Source organism: Chlorobaculum thiosulfatiphilum (assembly GCF_006265165.1).
Taxonomy (GTDB): Bacteria; Bacteroidota; Chlorobiia; order Chlorobiales; family Chlorobiaceae; genus Chlorobaculum; species Chlorobaculum thiosulfatiphilum.
This window is the reverse complement of the sequence record NZ_VDCH01000011.1, coordinates 1-18,246: the sequence shown is the minus strand read 5'-3', so window position 1 is coordinate 18,246 and position 18,246 is coordinate 1. Positions and strand designations below refer to the sequence as shown.

Genomic DNA, 18,246 nt, shown 5'->3' with positions numbered 1-18,246 from the left:
TTACAGGTGCTTCAGTCTCGTGCGCACCGCCTCGGCATGGGCCTGAAGCCCTTCGTGGTCGGCGAAGCGGGCGATCTTTTCACCGGCGCGGGCCAGCTCGCTCTTCGACCAGGCGATGATCGAGGTGTGCTTGACGAAATCACGCACCGACAGTGGCGAAAAAAATCTCGCCGTGCCGTTGGTCGGCAGCGTATGATTCGGCCCGGCGAAGTAGTCTCCGACCGTCTCGCACGACCACGGCCCCATGAAGATCGCTCCGGCGTGGCGCAGATCAGGCAGAATCTCCCAGGGATTGTCAACGTGCAGTTCGAGGTGCTCCGGGGCGATCATGTCCGACATCTTGCACGCCTCCTGCATCGAACTCGTGACGACAATCGCGCCGTTGTCCGTGAGCGCGCGGGTGATCACCTCGCCGCGCAGCATCGTGCCCGCAAGACGTGCGGCGGCCTCCTGCACGGCGGCGGCCAGCTCGGCGGAGGGGGTGATGAGCACCGCCGAGGCGTCGGGATCGTGCTCGGCCTGCGCGAACATATCCATCACGATGAACTCCGGCTCCGCGCCTGCGTCGGCGATCACCACCACCTCGGACGGCCCGGCGATGCTGTCGATTGCGACGTGGCCGAACACCTGCTTCTTGGCGAGCGCGACATATTTATTACCGGGGCCGGTGACGATGTCAACCTTCGGGATGGTCGCCGTGCCGAAAGCAAACGCCGCCACGGCCTGCGCCCCGCCGAGCCGATAGACCTGCGTGACGCCCGCGACCTTAGCCGCCGCAAGAATGTGCGGATTGACCTTGCCCTCGGCGTCGCACGGCGTACTCATGTAGATTTCATCCACGCCAGCCACCTGCGCGGGCGCGGCGTTCATCAGCACGGAGGAGGGATAGGCCGCCTTGCCGCCCGGCACGTAGAGCAGCGCCCGCTCCATCGGCGTGACGCGCTGGCCGAGAATCACGCCGCCGGGACGCTCGTAAAAAAAGCTTTGCTCCGCCTCGTTGCGGTGGAACGCAGTGATGTTCGAGAACGCCTCTTCGAGAATCGAGATGAACTCCGGATCGGCCTCCGCGTAAGCCGCCTCGATCTCCGCCTCCGGCACCCGCATGTCGCTGAGCCGCACACCCTGAAAGCGCTCGGTGTAGTCGAGCACCGCCGCGTCGCCCTCGGTTCTGACGCGATGCAGAATTTCATCGACCGTGCGTTGCGCATCGGAATCGAACGACACCGTCCGGTTGAGCTGTTCTCTGAGGGCTGCTTCGTCCTGCGGGAAATGGTAGATCGTTAACACGGCGCTTCTGGATTTTGGATGATGATGGCTCCGGCGGGCGGGGCGCTGGGTTTCGTTGCGTAATGTAATCATTGGCGCACTGAAACGAAACTCCGCCGGGTGGAAGAGGGCCTGCCGGACGGCTCAAAATTGGGCTTTCACGGCCTACGATTTCATTTGAAATATAGGTTCCATTAAGTACTTTTAGGCTTCATTCAAAACCTTGGAATCAGGGCTGATTCTGCTACTTCCAAGCCACTATGCACCATACCAAGATACTTACGCATCATGAGCTTTTTCGGTAACCTGTTCAAAGACATCGCCATCGATCTCGGAACAGCCAACACTCTCATTTTCATCCGCAACAAGGGCGTCGTGCTCAACGAGCCATCCATCGTCGCCCGCGACCGCAATACAGGCAAAGTCGTCGCCATCGGTCAGGACGCGCTCCTGATGCACGAAAAGACGCACCCTGGCATCGTCACCATCAAGCCGCTGGCCAACGGCGTCATCGCCGACTACGAGGCGACCGAGGAGCTGATCCGCGGCCTCATCAACAAAACCAAGAAACAGTTCTCGCTCGGCATCCGCCGCATGGTGATCGGCATCCCGTCGGGCATCACGGAGGTGGAAAAACGGGCCGTGCGCGACTCGGCGGAGCACGTCGGCGCCAAGGAGGTCTATCTCGTGGCCGAACCGATGGCCGCCGCCATCGGCATCGGCATCGACGTCAAGGAGCCGATGGGCAACATGATCGTTGACATCGGCGGCGGCACCACCGAAATCGCGGTGATCTCGCTCGGCGGCATCGCTTCCGGCGAATCGCTGCGCGTGGCGGGCACCGACATCACCAACGCCATCATTCGTCACTTCCGCAAGGCCTACAACCTCGCTATCGGCGAGCGCACCGCCGAAGAGGTGAAGATCAGGATCGCCTCGGCCTACAAGCTCGACAAGGAGCTGACCATGAACGTCCGTGGCCGCAACCTCGTCACCGCCCTGCCGGAGGAGCGCGAAATCAACTCCGCCACCATCCGCGAGGCGATCGCCACCCCGATCAGCCAGATCATCACCTCGGTCAAGAAGAGCCTCGAAGTCACCAAGCCGGAGCTTTCGGCGGACATCCTCGACCGCGGCCTCTTCCTGGCGGGCGGCGGCGCTTTGATCAAGGGACTGGACAAAAAGATCAACGAGGAGACCAAGCTGATGGTGCACATCAGCGAAGACCCGCTGACCGCCGTCGCGCGCGGCACCGGCGCGGTGCTCGAAGATCTGGAGAAGTACCGCTCGGTGCTGATCTCGACCAAGCGCTACTGAGAGGAATTTGCTTGTTGGCGGGCGGGCTGACCGGCCTGCTCTCCCTGTCATTCTGAGTCCCGACCCGTCGGGGCGAAGAATCCATAACTATTTTTTCTGTAACAAGTTGGATTCCTCACTTCGTTCAGAATGACAAGGCCGATGCAGGTTCAGCTTATTTGTTGTGAGTCTTGTCTGACGCCGCCCTTTGGCGGGCCTCGTCGATGAGCCTGCGGTAAAACGCTTCGTACTCTTCCACCTTCAGGGCGGTCTCGAACCGCCCTGCCTGGGATACTGCGGCCTCCGAAAAGCGCTGCCACACCGCTTCGTCCTGCAAAATCGAGAGCGCGCTGCGGCTCATCCCCTCGATGTCGCCGTGCGCATGGCGGAAGCCGTCCACCCCCTGCCGCACGAACTCCGGAAATCCACCCGCGTCGGTCACGACCACCGGCACGCCGCAGGCCATCGCTTCGAGCGCCGCCAGGCCGAATGACTCGACATTGCTCGGCATGAGCATCAGGTCGGCGATGGAGAGCAGCGGCACGATGTCGTCGAGCTTGCCGAGAAAGCGCACCTTGCCGCCGATGCCTTGCTGCCGCACCCAGGTCTCCGCCTCGCCGCGATCCGGCCCGTCACCGACCAGCAGCAGCGTAGCATCGATCTCGCGCTGAACGCGCTCGAAGATCGCCAGCACATCCATGATGCGCTTGACGGGGCGGAAGTTGGAGATGTGAATCACCACCTTGCCGCCGTCCAGCCCAAGCAAATCCCGCCGTCCGGGCAGGCGTTTGAACACGGTGGTATCGACGAAGTTGTAAATCACTTCAATGGGCTTGCGAGGCGTGAACATGCGGATGGTCTCGTCGCGCAGATAGCCCGACACCGCCGTCACGCCGTCGGACTTGTTGATGGCGAGCCGCACGGCGTCGCTCATGCTCCGGTCAGCGCCGACGATGGTGATGTCGGTGCCATGGAGCGTCGTAACGATCCGGAAGCACTCCGAAGCAGGGCACTTCTCTTCGAGCATCTGCCGGGCGAGCATGGCGCTGATGGCGTGCGGAATGGCGTAGTGCGCGTGGACTACATCAAGCTCCTCGTAATACGCCACTTCGGCGATTTTGGACGCCAGCGCCAGCGAGTGGTACGGCGTCTCGAAGAGCGGATAGTTCATCGCCTCGATCTCGTGGCAATGGATGTTGCGCGAATAAAGCCCAAGCCGAAACGGAGCCGCCTGACTGAAAAAGTGCACCGTATGCCCCTTCAAGGCCAGCGCCTTCCCCAGCTCAGTGGCAATAGCCCCGCTTCCACCGTAAGTATGATGACAGGAAATCCCGATTTTCATGATGTTGTAAAACGAGTTGGATCAACATGCTATGCTCCAAAAGTACGAAAATCGGAGGAGAGTTGGAGGAGGCGGGGTTTGACGGTTTGCGCTGTCATTTTTCTTGTAGAAAAAGCAAGATTTTTCTTGAAAGAATTTCCGGGGTTCTCATTTCACATTCCCAAATCACCAAGACATCCCAGCCCAATGTTTGAAGTTCGGATTGATGTTTCGCATCTCTGTCAATGTTCCTGTGGATTTTCTCAACCCAATAGACTGAATTCGTTTTGGGTACTCGACGCCCTCTAACGCAGTCGTGCCCATGCCAGAAACAGCCATGCACAAAAATGATTTTCTTGCGAGATGGAAAAACCAGATCAGGTTTTCCGGGAAGGTCTTTGCGGTGAAGCCGAAAACGAAATCCGAGACCGTGAACGAGCGAACGAATCTTGATTTCGGGCGAGGTGTTTTTTCCTCGAACCCTGCTCATGATCCAGCTTCGTTTCTCGTTCGGGAAAATATCAGTCATTGAGCGACATCAATTCTTAAACCCGGATCGGTTTCGCATTCATCGACTATGGCGTTATACTCGGCAATAAGCTGCTCCGCTGTGTTTCGGCGGCCAATCTGGGCGAATTTGCCAATTTCATACAAATTGCCTGCTATAAACTGCTCGGCTTCGAAAACATCGAGCCGGTCAGCCATGCCAGCCTGCTCGGCCAGCCCTTCAGCCAACACCGCGCCTCGATCTGTGGTGATAATAACAGGCTTCATTCCGTTATCGAGATTTCTCCGACATTTTCGAATAAGCGCTTCGGAAGGAGATGTAGTAACGTGAATAGCGACATCCTCGACGATAAAGTCACCTTCACGACCTGATACGTTATCAGCGACGTTCGCACCATGATGGCGGAGCGGCGAATCAAGCAAAAGGTTCAGTTTCGCGCCAACCAGATGTTGAAGCATGGTTCCGACAACAGTCGAACCATGAGACTGCGCTTGTCGTTTTTCGGCTTGAAACAGCAAGTCCCTTATCACGGCGCGAAGAGATTTGGAGGCGTCAAACCGGAACACGAAGGGCTTGCCAGAAAAAAACTCCCGCACCCGTTCAATCCACCAATCCTCCATCTGGTCGAAATTGATGGGGCCTGAAGCATGAAGCCCATTCAGAAAAGCGACATACTTCCGCATATTTCCCACGCTGCCTCTGCTGGTTCGCCCACCCTCTTCGGCAAGTACGCGGTCAATGCCGTGCTCTTTCAGAATAGATTGCACCGCTGATTTTCCGAGGCCCATGACCTGTCCGCCGCCGTCAGTGAGCAGGGATTCCGGGTCTAATGGCATTCCAAGTTTTTTCCCATGGCGACTTACAACCAAGGCGACACAAAGCGGCCCTTTGCCCCTCATGCGATTCTTATGGGCAAATTCCATGAGTTTTTCTTCAAGGGACATCAGAAACCTCTTTTCATTATCAGTTCGGCAAGCGGAGAAAGCAAATTCTCCGCAAGGTAACGAGCTACAGGCACAGCGACAGCGTCGCCCATCGCTTTGTATCCTTCATTATACGTGCCGGGTAATTTGTAACTCTTCGGAGCGCCCATCAGCGCGGCGGCTTCATTGACGGTAAGAAGCCGGGTTTTATATGAACCGTTATTCTTTATGACCAGAAATTGGCGACTACTGCCGCCTTCGGGTGTCCGGAGACATCCGGCGACGCCATCAAAACGCAATTCCAAAACCTGGCGACCATGGCGTATGCGTTTGTAGCCTGGAAAAACAATTCGGCCATTATTGGCTTCGATGGTCATTTTCTCACGATGCTTTTCGGGAACCAACTGAAGCAGACGCTGCTGTTTTTCAGGCTCATGACAAGGGGCGGAAAACTCTATCAACTCATTGAGCTGCTTTTTTCTCACCGACGGCTTGGGCAGATCCCACCATACCCAGTCACGCAATCCTTCCGACGCACGAACGATTGAGACGGGATGGCACCAGACAGGCTGATCCGTTTCAAATTGGCCAATCGGAATTCCGGCATCTACAGCGATGACAAAAACACGCTTTCTTGACTGCGGCACCCAATGAACAGCATCAATCACAACAGCGCCGACTCTGTAACCTCTTTCTGCCAAGGCATGGTGAAGTTTCCGGTAATGCTCCCCCTGCGCTGCGGACACCAACCCGACTACATTTTCCGCAACGGCCAGCGGCGGTCGTTCAGGCAGCTCATCCATTACACGGAGCCATTGCCAAACCAGTCCGCTTCGGGAGCTGGAAAGGCCCCCCATGTTTCCGGCCAATGAAAGGTCCTGGCATGGAAAACTCCCCCATGACAACAATGCCTGAGGTAAATCACCACCCTTCACATCTTCAATGGAACCGAGATGAAAAAGTCTGGCATCGTGGTTGGCACAAAAAACCCTGGCTTTTTTTTCACAGATGTCATTGGCCCAGACGGTTTGAAAAAAGTCTTTCAGTCCTTCAGCGACAAGACCGCTACCAGCAAAAAAATCCAGACAGGTGGGCTTGTTCTCTCTTCTGTTCATCACCACAATTTTCCAATCTCGATTATTATTCTATTCCGAAAGAATACAATGCGTTAACGCAATTCATAGATTTTCTTGTTAAGCGCTTGACTCCAGAGCTTGAGCCTTATGGAAAACCATGTTGCAATCTACCAATCCATCAGCAAAAAGCCATCTTCACGCATGGCAACGCTACAGGACGAGCAGAATCAGTCAAGCGAGCTTGATCCTGTAGGTGTCAGTCAAACATGCAGTTGCGCGTATCTGGCCATTTCAGAAGTCATAAACATTTCGCCATACGTCAAAAACGCTTTTTATACAACGATTTTTTGCTTACATTGAGTCCTTATTTTTTTACGGCTCCTTCGTTGTCGTGTTTCGAGATCAGGCCCCTTCCTTTTCTTGAATCTTCGGGGGAGCTTCTTTTTTCCCCTGCTTTTATCCCGAAGGCTGAGACAATCAATTACCGGGCGCAGGCAACAAATTTCCTCTCTCCGGCACCGCCAATCCGCCCTGCCAAACCGCTGCTTTACAATATCCCGCCTTTAGCGTATTATGCGCTACAAGTATTTCGCTCACAAAGCGGATACAGTTCTTGCACCTAACCCGAATCCATGGAAATCCTTTTTCTCTTTTTTCTTCTCATTCTCCTGAACGGTCTGTTCGCCATGTCGGAGATGGCGCTGATTACCGCCAAGCGCTCGCGCCTCGCAAAGCTGGCCGAGGATGGCGACAAGGCGGCGGCGGCGGCCATCAAGCTCGGCCACGAGCCGACGCGCTTTCTGTCGACCGTGCAGATCGGCCTCACCATAATCGGTGTGCTCAACGGCATCATCGGCGAAGCATCGTTCACGCCGCCATTGTCAGCCATATTCGAGTCGTACGGCATGAGTCCGGAAACGAGCCACATCGTTTCGACCGCGCTCGTCGTGATCGTCATTACCTACATCACCATCGTCATCGGCGAGCTGGTGCCCAAGCGGCTCGGCCAGGGCGACCCGGAGGGGGTCGCCCGCATCGTCGCCCGCCCGATGCAGATTCTCGCCACCGCGACGCGCCCGTTCGTGCGCCTGCTCTCGGCATCGACCGACGCGCTGTTGCGCCTGATGGGCAAGCACGGGCAGACCCAGCCAAGCGTCACCGAGGAGGAGATTCACGCCATGCTCGAAGAGGGCTCCGTGGCGGGCATCATCGAGCAGCAGGAGCACGAAATGGTGCGCAACGTCTTCCGCCTCGACGACCGGCAACTCGGCTCGCTCATGGTGCCGCGCGCGGACATCGTCTATCTGGACACCACCCTGCCGCTCGAAGAAAACATGCAGCGCGTCGGCGAGTCGGAGCATTCGCGCTTCCCGGTCTGCCACAATGGTTTGCAGTCGCTGCTCGGCGTGGTCAATGCCAAGCAGTTGCTCGCGCAGACCATCAAGGGCGGCGTCACCAGCCTGGCCGACAACCTCCAGCCCTGCGTCTATGTGCCCGAAACGCTGACCGGCATGGAGCTGCTCGACCACTTCCGTACCTCCGGAACGCAGATGGTGTTCGTCGTCGATGAGTACGGCGAAATCCAGGGCCTCGTCACCTTGCAGGACATGCTCGAAGCGGTCACTGGCGAGTTCGTGCCGCGCAACCTCGAAGATTCGTGGGCCGTGCAGCGCGAGGATGGCTCGTGGCTGCTCGATGGCCTGATTCCCGTGCCGGAGCTGAAAGACACGCTCGATTTTCGCTCGGTGCCAGAAGAGGAGAAGGGGGTTTACCACACGCTCAGCGGCATGATGATGTGGCTGCTCGGACGCCTGCCGCAAACCGGTGACATCACCTTCTGGGAGAGCTGGCGCCTCGAAGTGGTGGACATGGACAGCAAACGCATCGACAAGGTGCTCGCCACCAGAATCGACGATCAGGCCGACGAAGCGCCAAAATAGGGAAACTGAGCGGCGACGATCCGGGGAGTTGCCTTGCTGAAAGGTTATCCGTACATTTTACGTATGAGAGAACTTTGTTAGAGCAAGCACAACGCGCACGAATGGTCGAGGAGGTCAGGCATGAGCATTCCACGAAACATCACGGTTGAGCGGAGCGACGCCGCTCCGATGGAGGAGCAGCCGTTCGAGCTGGTCGAGCGCAAGGGCATCGGCCACCCCGACACGATTTGCGACTCGATCATGGAGGCGGTCTGCATCGACCTGTGCCGCGAGTACCAAAGCAGGTTCAGCCACATCTGCCACCACAACATCGACAAGGGGCTGCTCGTGGCGGGGCGGAGCCTGCCGAAAACCGGCGGCGGCATGATCCTCGAACCGATGAAGCTGATCTTCGGCGACCGCGCCACCTACTCCTGCAACGGCCAGCTCGTGCCGGTGGGCGAAATCGCCGAAGCCGCCGCGAAGCGCTGGATCCGCGAGAACCTGCGCTTCGTCGATCCCGACGAACACCTGCTCTTCCAGAACGAGATCAAGCCCGGTTCGCCGGAGCTGACCGATGCCTTCGCCCGCAAGGTGATCGGCGCGAATGACACCTCGGTCGGCGTGGGCTACGCGCCCTTCAGCGACACCGAGCGCATCGTGCTCGCCACCGAGCAGCTCCTCAACTCCCCCGGCCTGAAAGCGCGATTCCCCGAAGCTGGCGAGGACATCAAAATCATGGGCTGCCGCAATGGACGGAAGCTGCAACTGACGGTAGCGATTGCCTTTGTGGATCGTTTCATTCCGAATGCGCAGCACTATTTCGAACGGAAAGCCGCCCTGCGCGATGAGCTTCTGGCCTTCGTCGAAAGCCAGAACTGCGCGTTCGACTCGCTGGAAATCGACATCAACACCCTCGACGATCCATCGCGCGGCGAGGATGGCCTCTACCTCACGGTGCTCGGCACCTCGGCGGAAGGCGCCGACGGCGGGCAGGTGGGGCGCGGCAACCGGGTCAACGGCCTCATCGCTTTTGGCCGACCGCAGACCACCGAAGCCGCCGCCGGAAAAAATCCGGTGAACCACGTCGGCAAAATCTACAACGTCCTGAGCCACGAGATCGCCGCCAGAATCCATCGCGAAGTCGCCGGAGTGCGGGAGGTTGCGGTGTTCCTGTGCAGCCAGATCGGTCGCCGGGTCGATCAACCGCTCATCGCCTCGGCCCGGCTCACGCCCGAACCGGGAGCTGAGATGGCGGAGATCAGCAGACACGCCACCAGTATCATCGACGGCGAACTCGAAGGGATCGAAATCTTCTGCCAGAAGCTGGCCGACGGTCAGTACCGGGTGTGCTGAACCGCGTCTCGCGCCAGAGAAAAATCGCCTCAAACGCTCATGGCTGTTATCCGGCAAATCGTTATGTTCGGTCAGCTTGCAACCTTCACCATCAGCCGGAATTCCACCCGTTAACCCGATGAGCAGCCACGAACAGAAAAAGCAGAATGTCGCCCTCAGTTCGGTTGTGGCGAGCTTGCTCTTGACCATCATGAAACTGGTGGTCGGCCTCATGACCGGCAGCATCGGCATTCTCTCCGAGGCCGCGCACTCGACGATGGATTTCGGCGCGGCGGCGCTGACCTGGTTCGCCGTCCGGATCAGCGACAAACCGGCGGATAAAAAACACCACTACGGCCACACCAAAATCGAGAGCGTCAGCGCACTCATCGAAACCGGCCTGCTGCTGCTCACCTCCTGCTGGATCGTCTATGCCGCCGTCGAGCGGCTCATCTCCGGCACGGCGGAGATCGAAGTGACATGGTACGCCATCGCGGTGATCGTGGTGTCGATTGTGGTCGATATTTCGAGGGCGACCGCCTTGAAAAAAGTGGCGAAGGAGACCAAAAGCCAGGCGCTCGAAGCCGATGCGCTGCACTTTACCTCCGACATCGTCTCCTCGGCGGTGGTGCTGGCGGGGCTGGGATTCGTCGCGCTCGGCCTTCAATGGGCGGACGCCGTCGCAGGTATGTTCGTGGCAGTGCTGGTCGCGAGAGCCGCGTGGGAGCTGGGCCGCAAAACCTTCGATGTGCTGGTGGACGCCGCGCCGGAGGGACTCTCCGAACAGATCGAAGAGATCGTCATGAACGCGCCGGGTGTTATCAGCATCCACAAAATGAGGATCAAGCCTGCCGGGCCGTTCGTCTTCATCGACCTCACCATTTCGGTCAGCCGCACCCTGCCGCAGGAGAAGGTTCTGGCCATCTGCGCCGGAGTCGAAGAGCGGCTGAAAGCGGAGCTTCCCGACAGCGACATTACGGTCAACGCGAGGCCGGTCGTGCTCGACAGCGAAACCGTCACCGAGCGGATTCACGCCGTCGGCCTGAACCACGGCCTTCACGCGCACAACATTCTCGCGTCGCTTGCGGGCGAGCACAAACAGATCACCTTCGACGTCGAGGTTGACAGCCGCCTGACGATCCGCGAGGCGCACGACGCCGTGACCGAACTCGAAGAGGAGCTGCACCGCGAATTCAACGAAGAGATCGACCTCTGCATCCACCTCGACCCGCTCAACAGCGAGGAGCGCAACGCACGTCCCGCCGACCCCGAAAACGAAGCGCGGATCACCGCCATCATCCGCCAGGCGGCCAGCACGATTGCCGGCATCCGCGACGTGCATGCCTTGAAAATCCACGTATCGAGCCACAACAAACTCTGCATCACGCTGCATTGCGGCTTCGACGACAACACCGTCCTCGCCGACGTCCACCCCCTCACCAGCCGCCTCGAAAGCCTGATCTACCGAGACATTCCCGAAACCTCAAGAATCATCGTCCACGCCGAACCGGTGAACGCGGTGGATTGAGAACAAATGTTCACCACCATGACAATTTCCTCCCAACCCCAAACCCTCGCTTTCGACGTTTACGGCACCTTGATCAACACGCACGGCCTGATCTCAATGCTCGAAGCTTTTGCGGGCGAACGGGCGGAGGCGCTGTCGATACTGTGGCGACAGAAGCAGCTTGAATATTCGTTCCGGCGGGCGTTGATGCGGCGATATTGCCCGTTCCCGGAATGTACCGCGCAGGCGCTAGAGTTCGCTTGCGCATCGTTTCAGATCGTGATTTCCGCAACCCAGCGCCGGGAGCTGCTCGACATGTATCGCCGACTTCCGGCTTTTCCGGATGTCGCGAACGGCCTCGAACGCGCCCGTGAGGCGGGATTCAGGTTGTTTGCCTTCTCGAACGGACTGGCTTCGGATGTCGAATCGCTGCTCGATCATGCGGGAATCCGGGAGTTCTTTCTCGATATTGTCAGCGTCGATGAAGTCCGGTCGTTCAAGCCCGATCCGGAGGTTTATCGCCACTTCATGCACCGGGCGGAAAGCCAGCCGGAACACACCTGGCTCGTCTCGTCGAATCCTTTCGATGTCACCGGAGCGCGGGCCGTTGGCATGAATGCGCTCTGGGTGCGGCGATCCGGTGACGCGGTTTTCGATCCGTGGGAGTTCCGGCCCACCGCCACCGTCAGCGGTCTGGCGCAGGTGGCCGATGCTGCACGAACGGCCCGGCAGCACGAATAAGTCCTCCCCGCTCCGGAGCGAGCAGGCACAATATTGCCAAATCGTTGCGGCTGAAAGATGCGTGACCTACATTGAAAGAAACGGCGTCGCAACCAAACCTGTTCAGCCATGACACTCACTCCGGAAAAACGTGCGCGGATCATGCAGGGCGAGATTCTCATCGATCTCGACTGGCTGCCGGATGGGGTCATCGGCGCGAACGGCTGTGTGCTCATAGAGGCCGAACCGCCGGTGGTGTGGCGAATGCTCACCGATTACGACCACCTTCACGAAACGATGCCCAAGGTGGTGTCGAGCCGGTTGCTGGAGTCGAACAATCACACGAGGATCATCGCGCAGTCGGGCAAGTCGGGCATTTTCATTTTCGAGAGAACGGTGAACTTCACCCTCAAGGTCGAGGAGGTTTTTCCGGAGCACCTCTGGTTTTCGCAGATCGGCGGGGATTTTCAGGTCTATGAAGGCGAGTGGCAGCTCGAAGCGGTCGATGGCAAAAACGGCCACGCAACGCTGCTGACCTACAAGGCGGAGATCAAGCCGGACTTTTTCGCGCCGCAGTTCCTGGTGAGCTTCGTGCAGAGCCAGGATTTGCCGACCATCCTCAGGGCGGTCAGAAGCTACTGCGAGGCGCGAGCCAAAGACTAATCCGGACGGCGCGGCAGGAAGATCGACAGCGGCGCATCGTGGAAAAGCTCCCGGTCGCCGACCGTTCTCGTGCGCTGGATTCCCCGCCGCTGCCGGAGCGTTTCCGGCAACCGCCGCAGCACATCGAGGAACGCCCGCGCCACCTGCGCGGCTCGCGCCATTCCCTCTTTTCCGCCCGCGAGATAGTAGAGCATCGCCGCCGCTTCGAGCGCGAGGCGCAGCGGCAGCAGCGCGATGAGCGGCGCGGCGCTCCGGTTGCGCAGCAGCGTGAGCAGGGCGTTGCGGTGGTTGTAATAGACCTTCAGTGGCGAACCCTCCGCGAGCGACGCGCCGCCCTTGTGCCAGACCACCGACTGCGGCGCGGAGCGCACCCGGTAGCCCGCCAGCGACATGCGCCAGCAGAGATCGATCTCCTCCATGTGCATGAAAAAGCTCTCCTCGAAGCCGCCGAGCCGCTCAACCGCCTCGCGCCGGGCGAAGAGCGCCACGCCCGACGCCCAGAAGATGTCGCGCGGCTCGTCATACTGCCCGGCGTCCTCCTCCCGACCGCCGAAGCTCCTGCCGAGGCAGTACGGAAATCCGAGGCGGTCGATGAGACCTCCCGCCGCTCCGGCGTAGTCGAACACCCGCCTCCCCTGCCGCCGCTCCGGCAGCGACAGAATCTTCGGCTGCAACGCGCCGATCATCGGATCGCTTTCGGCGGCAGCGACGAGACTGCCCAGCCACTCCGGCTCGACGACGGTATCGTCATTCAGAAAAACCACATAGGACGACAATGCCTGTCGAAGTCCGGCATTGCACCCGCCAGCATATCCGGCATTGGCAGGCAGGCGAAGGACGGTGGTGTCGGGATAGCGTGATTCGAGGCCGGTGAGGTCGGAAGCCTCGCCGCCGTTATCGACGACGATGACGGAAAAGTCACGGAAGGTAGTTTGGCGAAGGGCGTCGAGGCAGGCGTCGAGCATCGGGCGATTCCTGAGATGCGGAATGATGACCGTCACCGCCGGAGCGGTTTTGCCCGATGCTTGCATGATCAGGTAATTGGAATGGACAGACGCGGGGTTATGTCAAAAAAACGGCACAATGGATGATCCTGCATCATTCTGTTCTGTAGGGGCAGCCCTTGCGGCTGCCCTTTAATGACGACACCGACAAATCTCCCGACAACCGAAATCCCTCCGCGCGGTTCACCGCAAAGACTTCCAGAAATCGGCGGCCATTGCGGCGGTTTCTTCCGGCGTGGTCGCCGTGGCCACGTGTTGCAGTAGCGCGGAGCCGACCACCGCGCCGTCGGACAGCTCCCACATCTTGAGCACGCGCTCGCGATCCTTGATGCCGAAGCCGACGACAAACTTCTTCTTCGCATGCTGACGAACGCGCTTCAGGTACTCGGCGATCTTCTCGTCCATCCCGGCGGCGTCGAGCTTGCCCGTGCCGGTGGTGGCGTTGACCGCGATGCAGTAGGAGAAGTCGGTGGACATGCTGTCGATGAGCTCGATCCTTTCGGGCGGCGTGACCGGCGAAATGAGGTAGATCACCGAAAGGCCGAAGTGCTTGGCGCGTTCGAGGAAATCCTCCGACTCCTCCGGCGGCAGGTCGGGAATCAAGAGGCCATCGACGCCCGCCCGCACCGCGTCGTCCATGAAGCAGTCGCCGCCGTAGGCGATGAGCGGATTGCTGTAACCCATGAGTAAAATCGGCGTGGTGATCTTTTTGCACCCCTCGCCGTTACGCGCTTTTCTGACCATCTCGAAGATGCTGCCGACATGCACGCCGTGGCTGATCGCCTTGTGCGCCGCGTCCTGGATGACCGGCCCGTCGCCAATCGGATCGGAATACGGCATACCGAGTTCGATGAGGTCGGCCCCGCTCTCCTGCAACGCTTCGAGCACGGGCAAGGTCGCGCCCGGCACGGGAAATTCAGGCATATAGTAGGCGATGAGCAGCTTCTTGTCCTGCTTCACCAGCCGGGTAATTCTGTTCTCTTTCATAGATGAAATAGTGAGGGCACCAGATTGGGGATGACGAAAATATCAAGCACCATGGAGAACATGGTGATCATGTGCACCAGCACGCTTCCCCAGACATTTTTCGATTTGAGCGTAATATAACCGCCGAGAATGCCAATCGGAAAAGCCATCATCGCCATCAATCCACGCTCGTACATGCCGACCGGCGCGACGGCGTAGTGGTTCAGCACGTAGCACATCGCGGTGACGAAGACGCTCAGGTGTGGATTGAAGCCCTTCTCGACCATCGACGAGAGCATCAGCCCGCGCCACAGGAACTCCTCGGCCAGCACGAGAATCGGAAAAAGGAAGAGGAAGTTCATGTTGACCAGAATGCCGAGCATGTCGGTCATCGGCGGCGCACCCTTCGAGTAGTAAATCACGGTGTTGACGATATCCATCACGAAGAGGATGCCGCCCGCGATGCCGCCCCATTTGAGCGACTTGGCGCGATCCCCGCCTGCCAGGTACATCTCCGCCCACTCGCGCTTGCTCGTGCCGCGCCAGATGACGACGCCGATGCCGCCAACAACGTAGAGCGCCAGCGCGGGCCACTCTTGCAGCGGCGTGAAATGACCGACGAGGCCGGTAATCCAGATAAGCGCCGTCAGGCCGAAGGCGAGTTTGAGACGCTCATTGAGCGACGAGGAACCGGAAGCAATCGCGTTTACATTTTCCATGATTGTTCAGGAATTTCTTGGTTTCGATAATTACTGCAAATAGTTGGGCCGCACTTCATACTCGACCGGATCGTCCATTCCGGCGGACGCAAAGGCGCGCAAACGCCGGGCGCAACTGTCGCACACGCCGCACGCCTTGCCCTCGCTTTTGTAGCACGACCAGCTAAAGTGAAACGGCGCATCGAGTTCCATCCCTTTTTTGACGATCTCCGCCTTGCTCATGGCGATGAGCGGCGTCACGATTTCGATGCGGGTTTCGGGCCGTGTGCCGAGGTCGATCACCTGGTTGAAGGCGTCGTAAAAGATTTTGCGGCAATCGGGATAGCCCGATGAGTCCTCCTCGACCGCGCCGATGTAGATGCGATTTGCGCCGATCACCTCCGACCAGCTCACGGCCATCGAGAGGAAATTGGCGTTGCGGAACGGCACGTAACTGGTGGGAATTTCAGTGCCTGCGAGGTCTGCGGGGCCGACGGGAATCTTCGCGTCGGTCAGCGACGAACCGCCGATGGTACTGAGAAACATCGCATCGACCTCCAGCCGGTCGGCGATACCGTAATGGTCGCAAATCTGCCGGAAACACTCAAGCTCCTTCGTCCACGTCCGCTGCCCGTAATTGACATGCATCGCCGCCAGCTCGAACCCCTCGCGATGCGCCAGCGCGGTAGCAACGAGGCTGTCCATCCCGCCGCTGACCAAAAGTACTGCCTTCATAAATTCAGGTCGAAATAACGATTAAAGATTGATGTTAAGTGTACGGAATTGAGGAGATAAATAAAAAAGGCGGACTGCCGGAATTGCCAGCTCTACAGAGAAGCGTTACTTTTCAGTAACTGAACCCCTGAACCGGAATGGACGCGATAACGACTTTTCTGACAACGCTTTGGCACTGGCTTGCCGCAAGCTGGGAGTGGCTGTTGTCGGAAAAAGGAAAAGACATCACCGGCGCACTGGCGAATCTCGCCACGATTATTCCAGTTATCGCTGGAATCTTCATTTGGCTTTTCTTCCGGTCACGAAGAACCAAGCAACAACCGACGCCGCTCGATCCGAAAGCCAACGCTGATTTGCTGAAGCGCAACCGTCAGCGGATGCTGGAAAAAGTGCGCCATATGTGGGTCGAGGGCGTTCTCGAACAATCGCTCTACCGTATTGCGCGACTCGAACTCGGTTACAAAGAGTCGCCGGAGATGGTGGAGCATTCATGGAACCTCGTCGTCGAACGGGCGGGTCGCCAATCCGAGCCGATACGCGCCGGAACGCCAATGATCGAGCTGTTCGACCGGTTCGACAAAACCCTGCTCATCCTCGGCGCGCCGGGCGCGGGTAAAACCACGCTGCTCCTCGAACTGGCGAGAGACCTCATCGAGAGAGCCGAAAACGAAAGCTCACTTCCGATTCCGATCATTTTCAACCTCTCATCATGGGCATTGCAACGTCCGCCTATTGCCGACTGGCTCATCGATGAACTCCGCAAGCGATACGACGTGCCAGAAAAAATCGCGCGATTCTGGATCGAGAACGAAGCCATTTTGCCGCTGCTCGACGGACTGGACGAAGTGGCAAAGGAGCATCGTAACGCCTGCGTCGAAGCAATCAACGCTTATCGTGAAAACAACGGATTGCTGCCAATCGCCATTTGCAGCCGCATCGCCGATTATGAGACGCTCACCTCAAAGCTCAAGCTGCAACACGCCGTCACCGTCCAGCCGCTGACGCCAGAACAGGTTGATCGCTACCTCGCTGAAGCTGGCGATTCACTTGAACCGGTACGCAAACTGGTAAGAGAGGATAAAACGCTACTGGAGCTTCTCGACAATCCCCTGATGCTCAGCATCATGCAGCTTGCATTTTACAACAATGCAGATGCAGCAACATCACTTGAAGACGGAAACATCGAAAACCGGCGCGATAAACTGTTCGATAGCTATATCGCAGCCATGTTCAAAAGGCGCAAACCGTCAGTGCCTTACAAACCAGAACAAACAAAAAAATGGATTTCCCGTTTAGCTAATGCCATGAAACAGCGAGAACAAACTGTTTTCTATATCGAACAGCTCCAGCCTGAACTGTTGCCAAACAAGCATCGAATTCAGTTTAAGGTTTTAAGCTTGACAGCTTCAGCGCTGGTAGGCGGACTGGTGGGATGGTTGGCTACTAGGCTGTTTTTTGGGTTGAGTGCAGGACTGGTCTTTGGTCTGAGCGGTGGACTCAGTACAGAGCAGCTATCAAATCATATTAAACTTGCCGTAGGCAATTTTGATTTAAAACGATGGATCAAATTATCATCTTGCATCCGACTCACAATCGGAAATAAGATCGACTGGCTTGTTGTCGGCTGGCTTGTCGTGTGGCCAATTTACTCACTTCTCCTCGGGCTGGTCATCGGAATAACACGAGGACTATTTGTCATGATAATTGGCTGGCTCACCGGAATGGCAGTTGTGCTTTTTTTTAGACTAATGTTTGTAAACACCTTCGTTTATCCTGAGATAGATAAACAAACTGAAACGAACCAAGGCGTACATCGATCTTTTAGGTATGCTGTATTATCAGGGATTATTATCGCACTATTCTGTGCTGTTTTCTTTGGGATGCTCTACGGACTGGCCTTCAGGCTTAGAGATGGACTTGTCGTTGGTCTAAACGGCGGCATAATCATCGGCCTTTTCTCCGGACTATTCCTTGGGGGCTATGCTGTCATTCAGCACTACGTGCTGCGTTTCCTGCTCTGGAGCGAGGGATTCGCGCCGTTGCGGTATGTGCGGTTTCTTGATTATGCGGCGGATTTGCTCTTCCTGCGCAAGGTCGGCGGCGGGTACATTTTCGTGCATCGCATGATCATGGAGCACTTCGCGGCTATGGAGGACAGCGAATCCGCCGCCTGACCACCCACAAGCCCGAGCGTCGCGCCTCCCCTCGTCCCCCCTTCCACCGCCACCTAAAGGGCATCTCTAAAAAGTCAGTACTGACATAAGGTATTGAAATCTATCGATTTAACTGAAATATCCATATCTTGACGC

At 57.9% G+C, this 18,246-nt stretch carries 16 protein-coding genes; 7 read left to right on the top strand and 9 right to left on the bottom strand.

Translation table 11 applies throughout. From position 1 onward, the window contains the following. The gene (gene hisD / locus FGF66_RS06540; protein WP_139456873.1) at positions 1-1,287 is read right to left on the bottom strand and encodes a histidinol dehydrogenase; all 1,287 of its coding nucleotides are present in this window, start codon (positions 1,285-1,287) and stop codon (positions 1-3) included. A gap of 267 nt (positions 1,288-1,554) precedes the next feature. Here hisD and mreB point away from each other — a divergent pair, with 267 nt between their 5' ends. Then, positions 1,555-2,583, top strand: coding sequence for a rod shape-determining protein (mreB, locus tag FGF66_RS06535; protein ID WP_139456872.1), 1,029 nt, complete (start codon positions 1,555-1,557; stop codon positions 2,581-2,583). 154 nt (positions 2,584-2,737) lie between these two features. On the opposite strand, the gene bshA is transcribed toward mreB, so the two are convergent. The 4 genes from bshA to FGF66_RS06515 all read right to left on the bottom strand — a co-directional run bounded on the left by bshA (position 2,738) and on the right by FGF66_RS06515 (position 6,429). Further along, a complete protein-coding gene (bshA, locus tag FGF66_RS06530; protein WP_139456871.1) occupies positions 2,738-3,904 on the bottom strand; it encodes an N-acetyl-alpha-D-glucosaminyl L-malate synthase BshA in 1,167 nt (388 codons plus the stop codon). 94 nt (positions 3,905-3,998) lie between these two features. Next, a complete protein-coding gene (locus tag FGF66_RS06525) occupies positions 3,999-4,412 on the bottom strand; it encodes a very short patch repair endonuclease (protein ID WP_139456870.1) in 414 nt (137 codons plus the stop codon). After that, a complete protein-coding gene (locus tag FGF66_RS06520; RefSeq protein ID WP_139456869.1) occupies positions 4,409-5,335 on the bottom strand; it encodes a DUF4928 family protein in 927 nt (308 codons plus the stop codon). Before FGF66_RS06520 ends, FGF66_RS06525 begins: the two co-directional genes overlap by 4 nt. After that, positions 5,335-6,429 (bottom strand): DNA cytosine methyltransferase, encoded by a 1,095-nt coding sequence (locus FGF66_RS06515; protein WP_139456868.1) that lies wholly within the window; start codon positions 6,427-6,429, stop codon positions 5,335-5,337. Before FGF66_RS06515 ends, FGF66_RS06520 begins: the two co-directional genes overlap by 1 nt. Before the next feature lie 593 nt (positions 6,430-7,022). Between FGF66_RS06515 and FGF66_RS06510 the strand changes: the two genes are divergently transcribed. The 5 genes from FGF66_RS06510 to FGF66_RS06490 all read left to right on the top strand — a co-directional run bounded on the left by FGF66_RS06510 (position 7,023) and on the right by FGF66_RS06490 (position 12,534). Next, the gene (locus tag FGF66_RS06510) at positions 7,023-8,330 is read left to right on the top strand and encodes a hemolysin family protein (protein WP_139456867.1); all 1,308 of its coding nucleotides are present in this window, start codon (positions 7,023-7,025) and stop codon (positions 8,328-8,330) included. 120 nt (positions 8,331-8,450) lie between these two features. Next, complete coding sequence (locus FGF66_RS06505; RefSeq protein ID WP_139456866.1) at positions 8,451-9,665, top strand: methionine adenosyltransferase; 1,215 nt, start codon at positions 8,451-8,453, stop codon at positions 9,663-9,665. A 118-nt stretch (positions 9,666-9,783) separates the two neighbouring features. Further along, positions 9,784-11,172: a cation diffusion facilitator family transporter gene (locus tag FGF66_RS06500; protein ID WP_139456865.1), complete on the top strand. Its 1,389-nt coding sequence runs from the start codon at positions 9,784-9,786 to the stop codon at positions 11,170-11,172. A gap of 18 nt (positions 11,173-11,190) precedes the next feature. Beyond that, the gene (locus tag FGF66_RS06495; RefSeq protein WP_139456864.1) at positions 11,191-11,892 is read left to right on the top strand and encodes a haloacid dehalogenase type II; all 702 of its coding nucleotides are present in this window, start codon (positions 11,191-11,193) and stop codon (positions 11,890-11,892) included. Positions 11,893-12,000: 108 nt separating this feature from the next. Next, positions 12,001-12,534: an SRPBCC family protein gene (locus FGF66_RS06490; protein ID WP_170181250.1), complete on the top strand. Its 534-nt coding sequence runs from the start codon at positions 12,001-12,003 to the stop codon at positions 12,532-12,534. Here the strand turns inward: FGF66_RS06490 and FGF66_RS06485 are convergent. From FGF66_RS06485 to queC, 4 genes are all read right to left on the bottom strand, one after another. After that, on the bottom strand, positions 12,531-13,565 hold the full coding sequence (locus FGF66_RS06485) for a glycosyltransferase family 2 protein (protein ID WP_139456863.1): 1,035 nt from the start codon (positions 13,563-13,565) through the stop codon (positions 12,531-12,533). The two genes, FGF66_RS06490 and FGF66_RS06485, sit on opposite strands and share 4 nt — an antisense overlap. 156 nt (positions 13,566-13,721) lie before the next feature. Then, positions 13,722-14,525: a tryptophan synthase subunit alpha gene (trpA, locus tag FGF66_RS06480; protein WP_139456862.1), complete on the bottom strand. Its 804-nt coding sequence runs from the start codon at positions 14,523-14,525 to the stop codon at positions 13,722-13,724. After that, complete coding sequence (locus FGF66_RS06475; RefSeq protein ID WP_170181249.1) at positions 14,522-15,223, bottom strand: CPBP family intramembrane glutamic endopeptidase; 702 nt, start codon at positions 15,221-15,223, stop codon at positions 14,522-14,524. Before FGF66_RS06475 ends, trpA begins: the two co-directional genes overlap by 4 nt. Before the next feature lie 30 nt (positions 15,224-15,253). After that, positions 15,254-15,937 carry a 7-cyano-7-deazaguanine synthase QueC gene (gene queC / locus FGF66_RS06470; RefSeq protein ID WP_139456861.1) on the bottom strand — a complete coding sequence of 228 codons (684 nt, stop codon included), beginning with the start codon at positions 15,935-15,937 and terminating at the stop codon, positions 15,254-15,256. 137 nt (positions 15,938-16,074) lie between these two features. Here queC and FGF66_RS06465 point away from each other — a divergent pair, with 137 nt between their 5' ends. Further along, positions 16,075-18,111 carry an NACHT domain-containing protein gene (locus FGF66_RS06465; protein ID WP_139456860.1) on the top strand — a complete coding sequence of 679 codons (2,037 nt, stop codon included), beginning with the start codon at positions 16,075-16,077 and terminating at the stop codon, positions 18,109-18,111. The last annotated feature ends 135 nt before the right edge of the window (positions 18,112-18,246 follow it).

Excerpts from the sequence above, each read along its gene's own strand:
- FGF66_RS06490 (WP_170181250.1), top strand. The coding sequence starts at position 12,001 with ATGACACTCACTCCGGAAAAACGTGCGCGGATCATGCAGGGCGAGATT.
- FGF66_RS06475 (WP_170181249.1), bottom strand. The coding sequence starts at position 15,223 with ATGGAAAATGTAAACGCGATTGCTTCCGGTTCCTCGTCGCTCAATGAG.
- FGF66_RS06485 (WP_139456863.1), bottom strand. The coding sequence starts at position 13,565 with ATGCAAGCATCGGGCAAAACCGCTCCGGCGGTGACGGTCATCATTCCG.
- FGF66_RS06500 (WP_139456865.1), top strand. The coding sequence starts at position 9,784 with ATGAGCAGCCACGAACAGAAAAAGCAGAATGTCGCCCTCAGTTCGGTT.
- FGF66_RS06520 (WP_139456869.1), bottom strand. The coding sequence starts at position 5,335 with ATGTCCCTTGAAGAAAAACTCATGGAATTTGCCCATAAGAATCGCATG.
- bshA (WP_139456871.1), bottom strand. The coding sequence starts at position 3,904 with ATGAAAATCGGGATTTCCTGTCATCATACTTACGGTGGAAGCGGGGCT.
- FGF66_RS06505 (WP_139456866.1), top strand. The coding sequence starts at position 8,451 with ATGAGCATTCCACGAAACATCACGGTTGAGCGGAGCGACGCCGCTCCG.
- FGF66_RS06525 (WP_139456870.1), bottom strand. The coding sequence starts at position 4,412 with ATGACTGATATTTTCCCGAACGAGAAACGAAGCTGGATCATGAGCAGG.
- FGF66_RS06465 (WP_139456860.1), top strand. The coding sequence starts at position 16,075 with ATGGACGCGATAACGACTTTTCTGACAACGCTTTGGCACTGGCTTGCC.
- FGF66_RS06515 (WP_139456868.1), bottom strand. The coding sequence starts at position 6,429 with ATGAACAGAAGAGAGAACAAGCCCACCTGTCTGGATTTTTTTGCTGGT.
- queC (WP_139456861.1), bottom strand. The coding sequence starts at position 15,937 with ATGAAGGCAGTACTTTTGGTCAGCGGCGGGATGGACAGCCTCGTTGCT.
- mreB (WP_139456872.1), top strand. The coding sequence starts at position 1,555 with ATGAGCTTTTTCGGTAACCTGTTCAAAGACATCGCCATCGATCTCGGA.
- FGF66_RS06495 (WP_139456864.1), top strand. The coding sequence starts at position 11,191 with ATGACAATTTCCTCCCAACCCCAAACCCTCGCTTTCGACGTTTACGGC.
- trpA (WP_139456862.1), bottom strand. The coding sequence starts at position 14,525 with ATGAAAGAGAACAGAATTACCCGGCTGGTGAAGCAGGACAAGAAGCTG.
- FGF66_RS06510 (WP_139456867.1), top strand. The coding sequence starts at position 7,023 with ATGGAAATCCTTTTTCTCTTTTTTCTTCTCATTCTCCTGAACGGTCTG.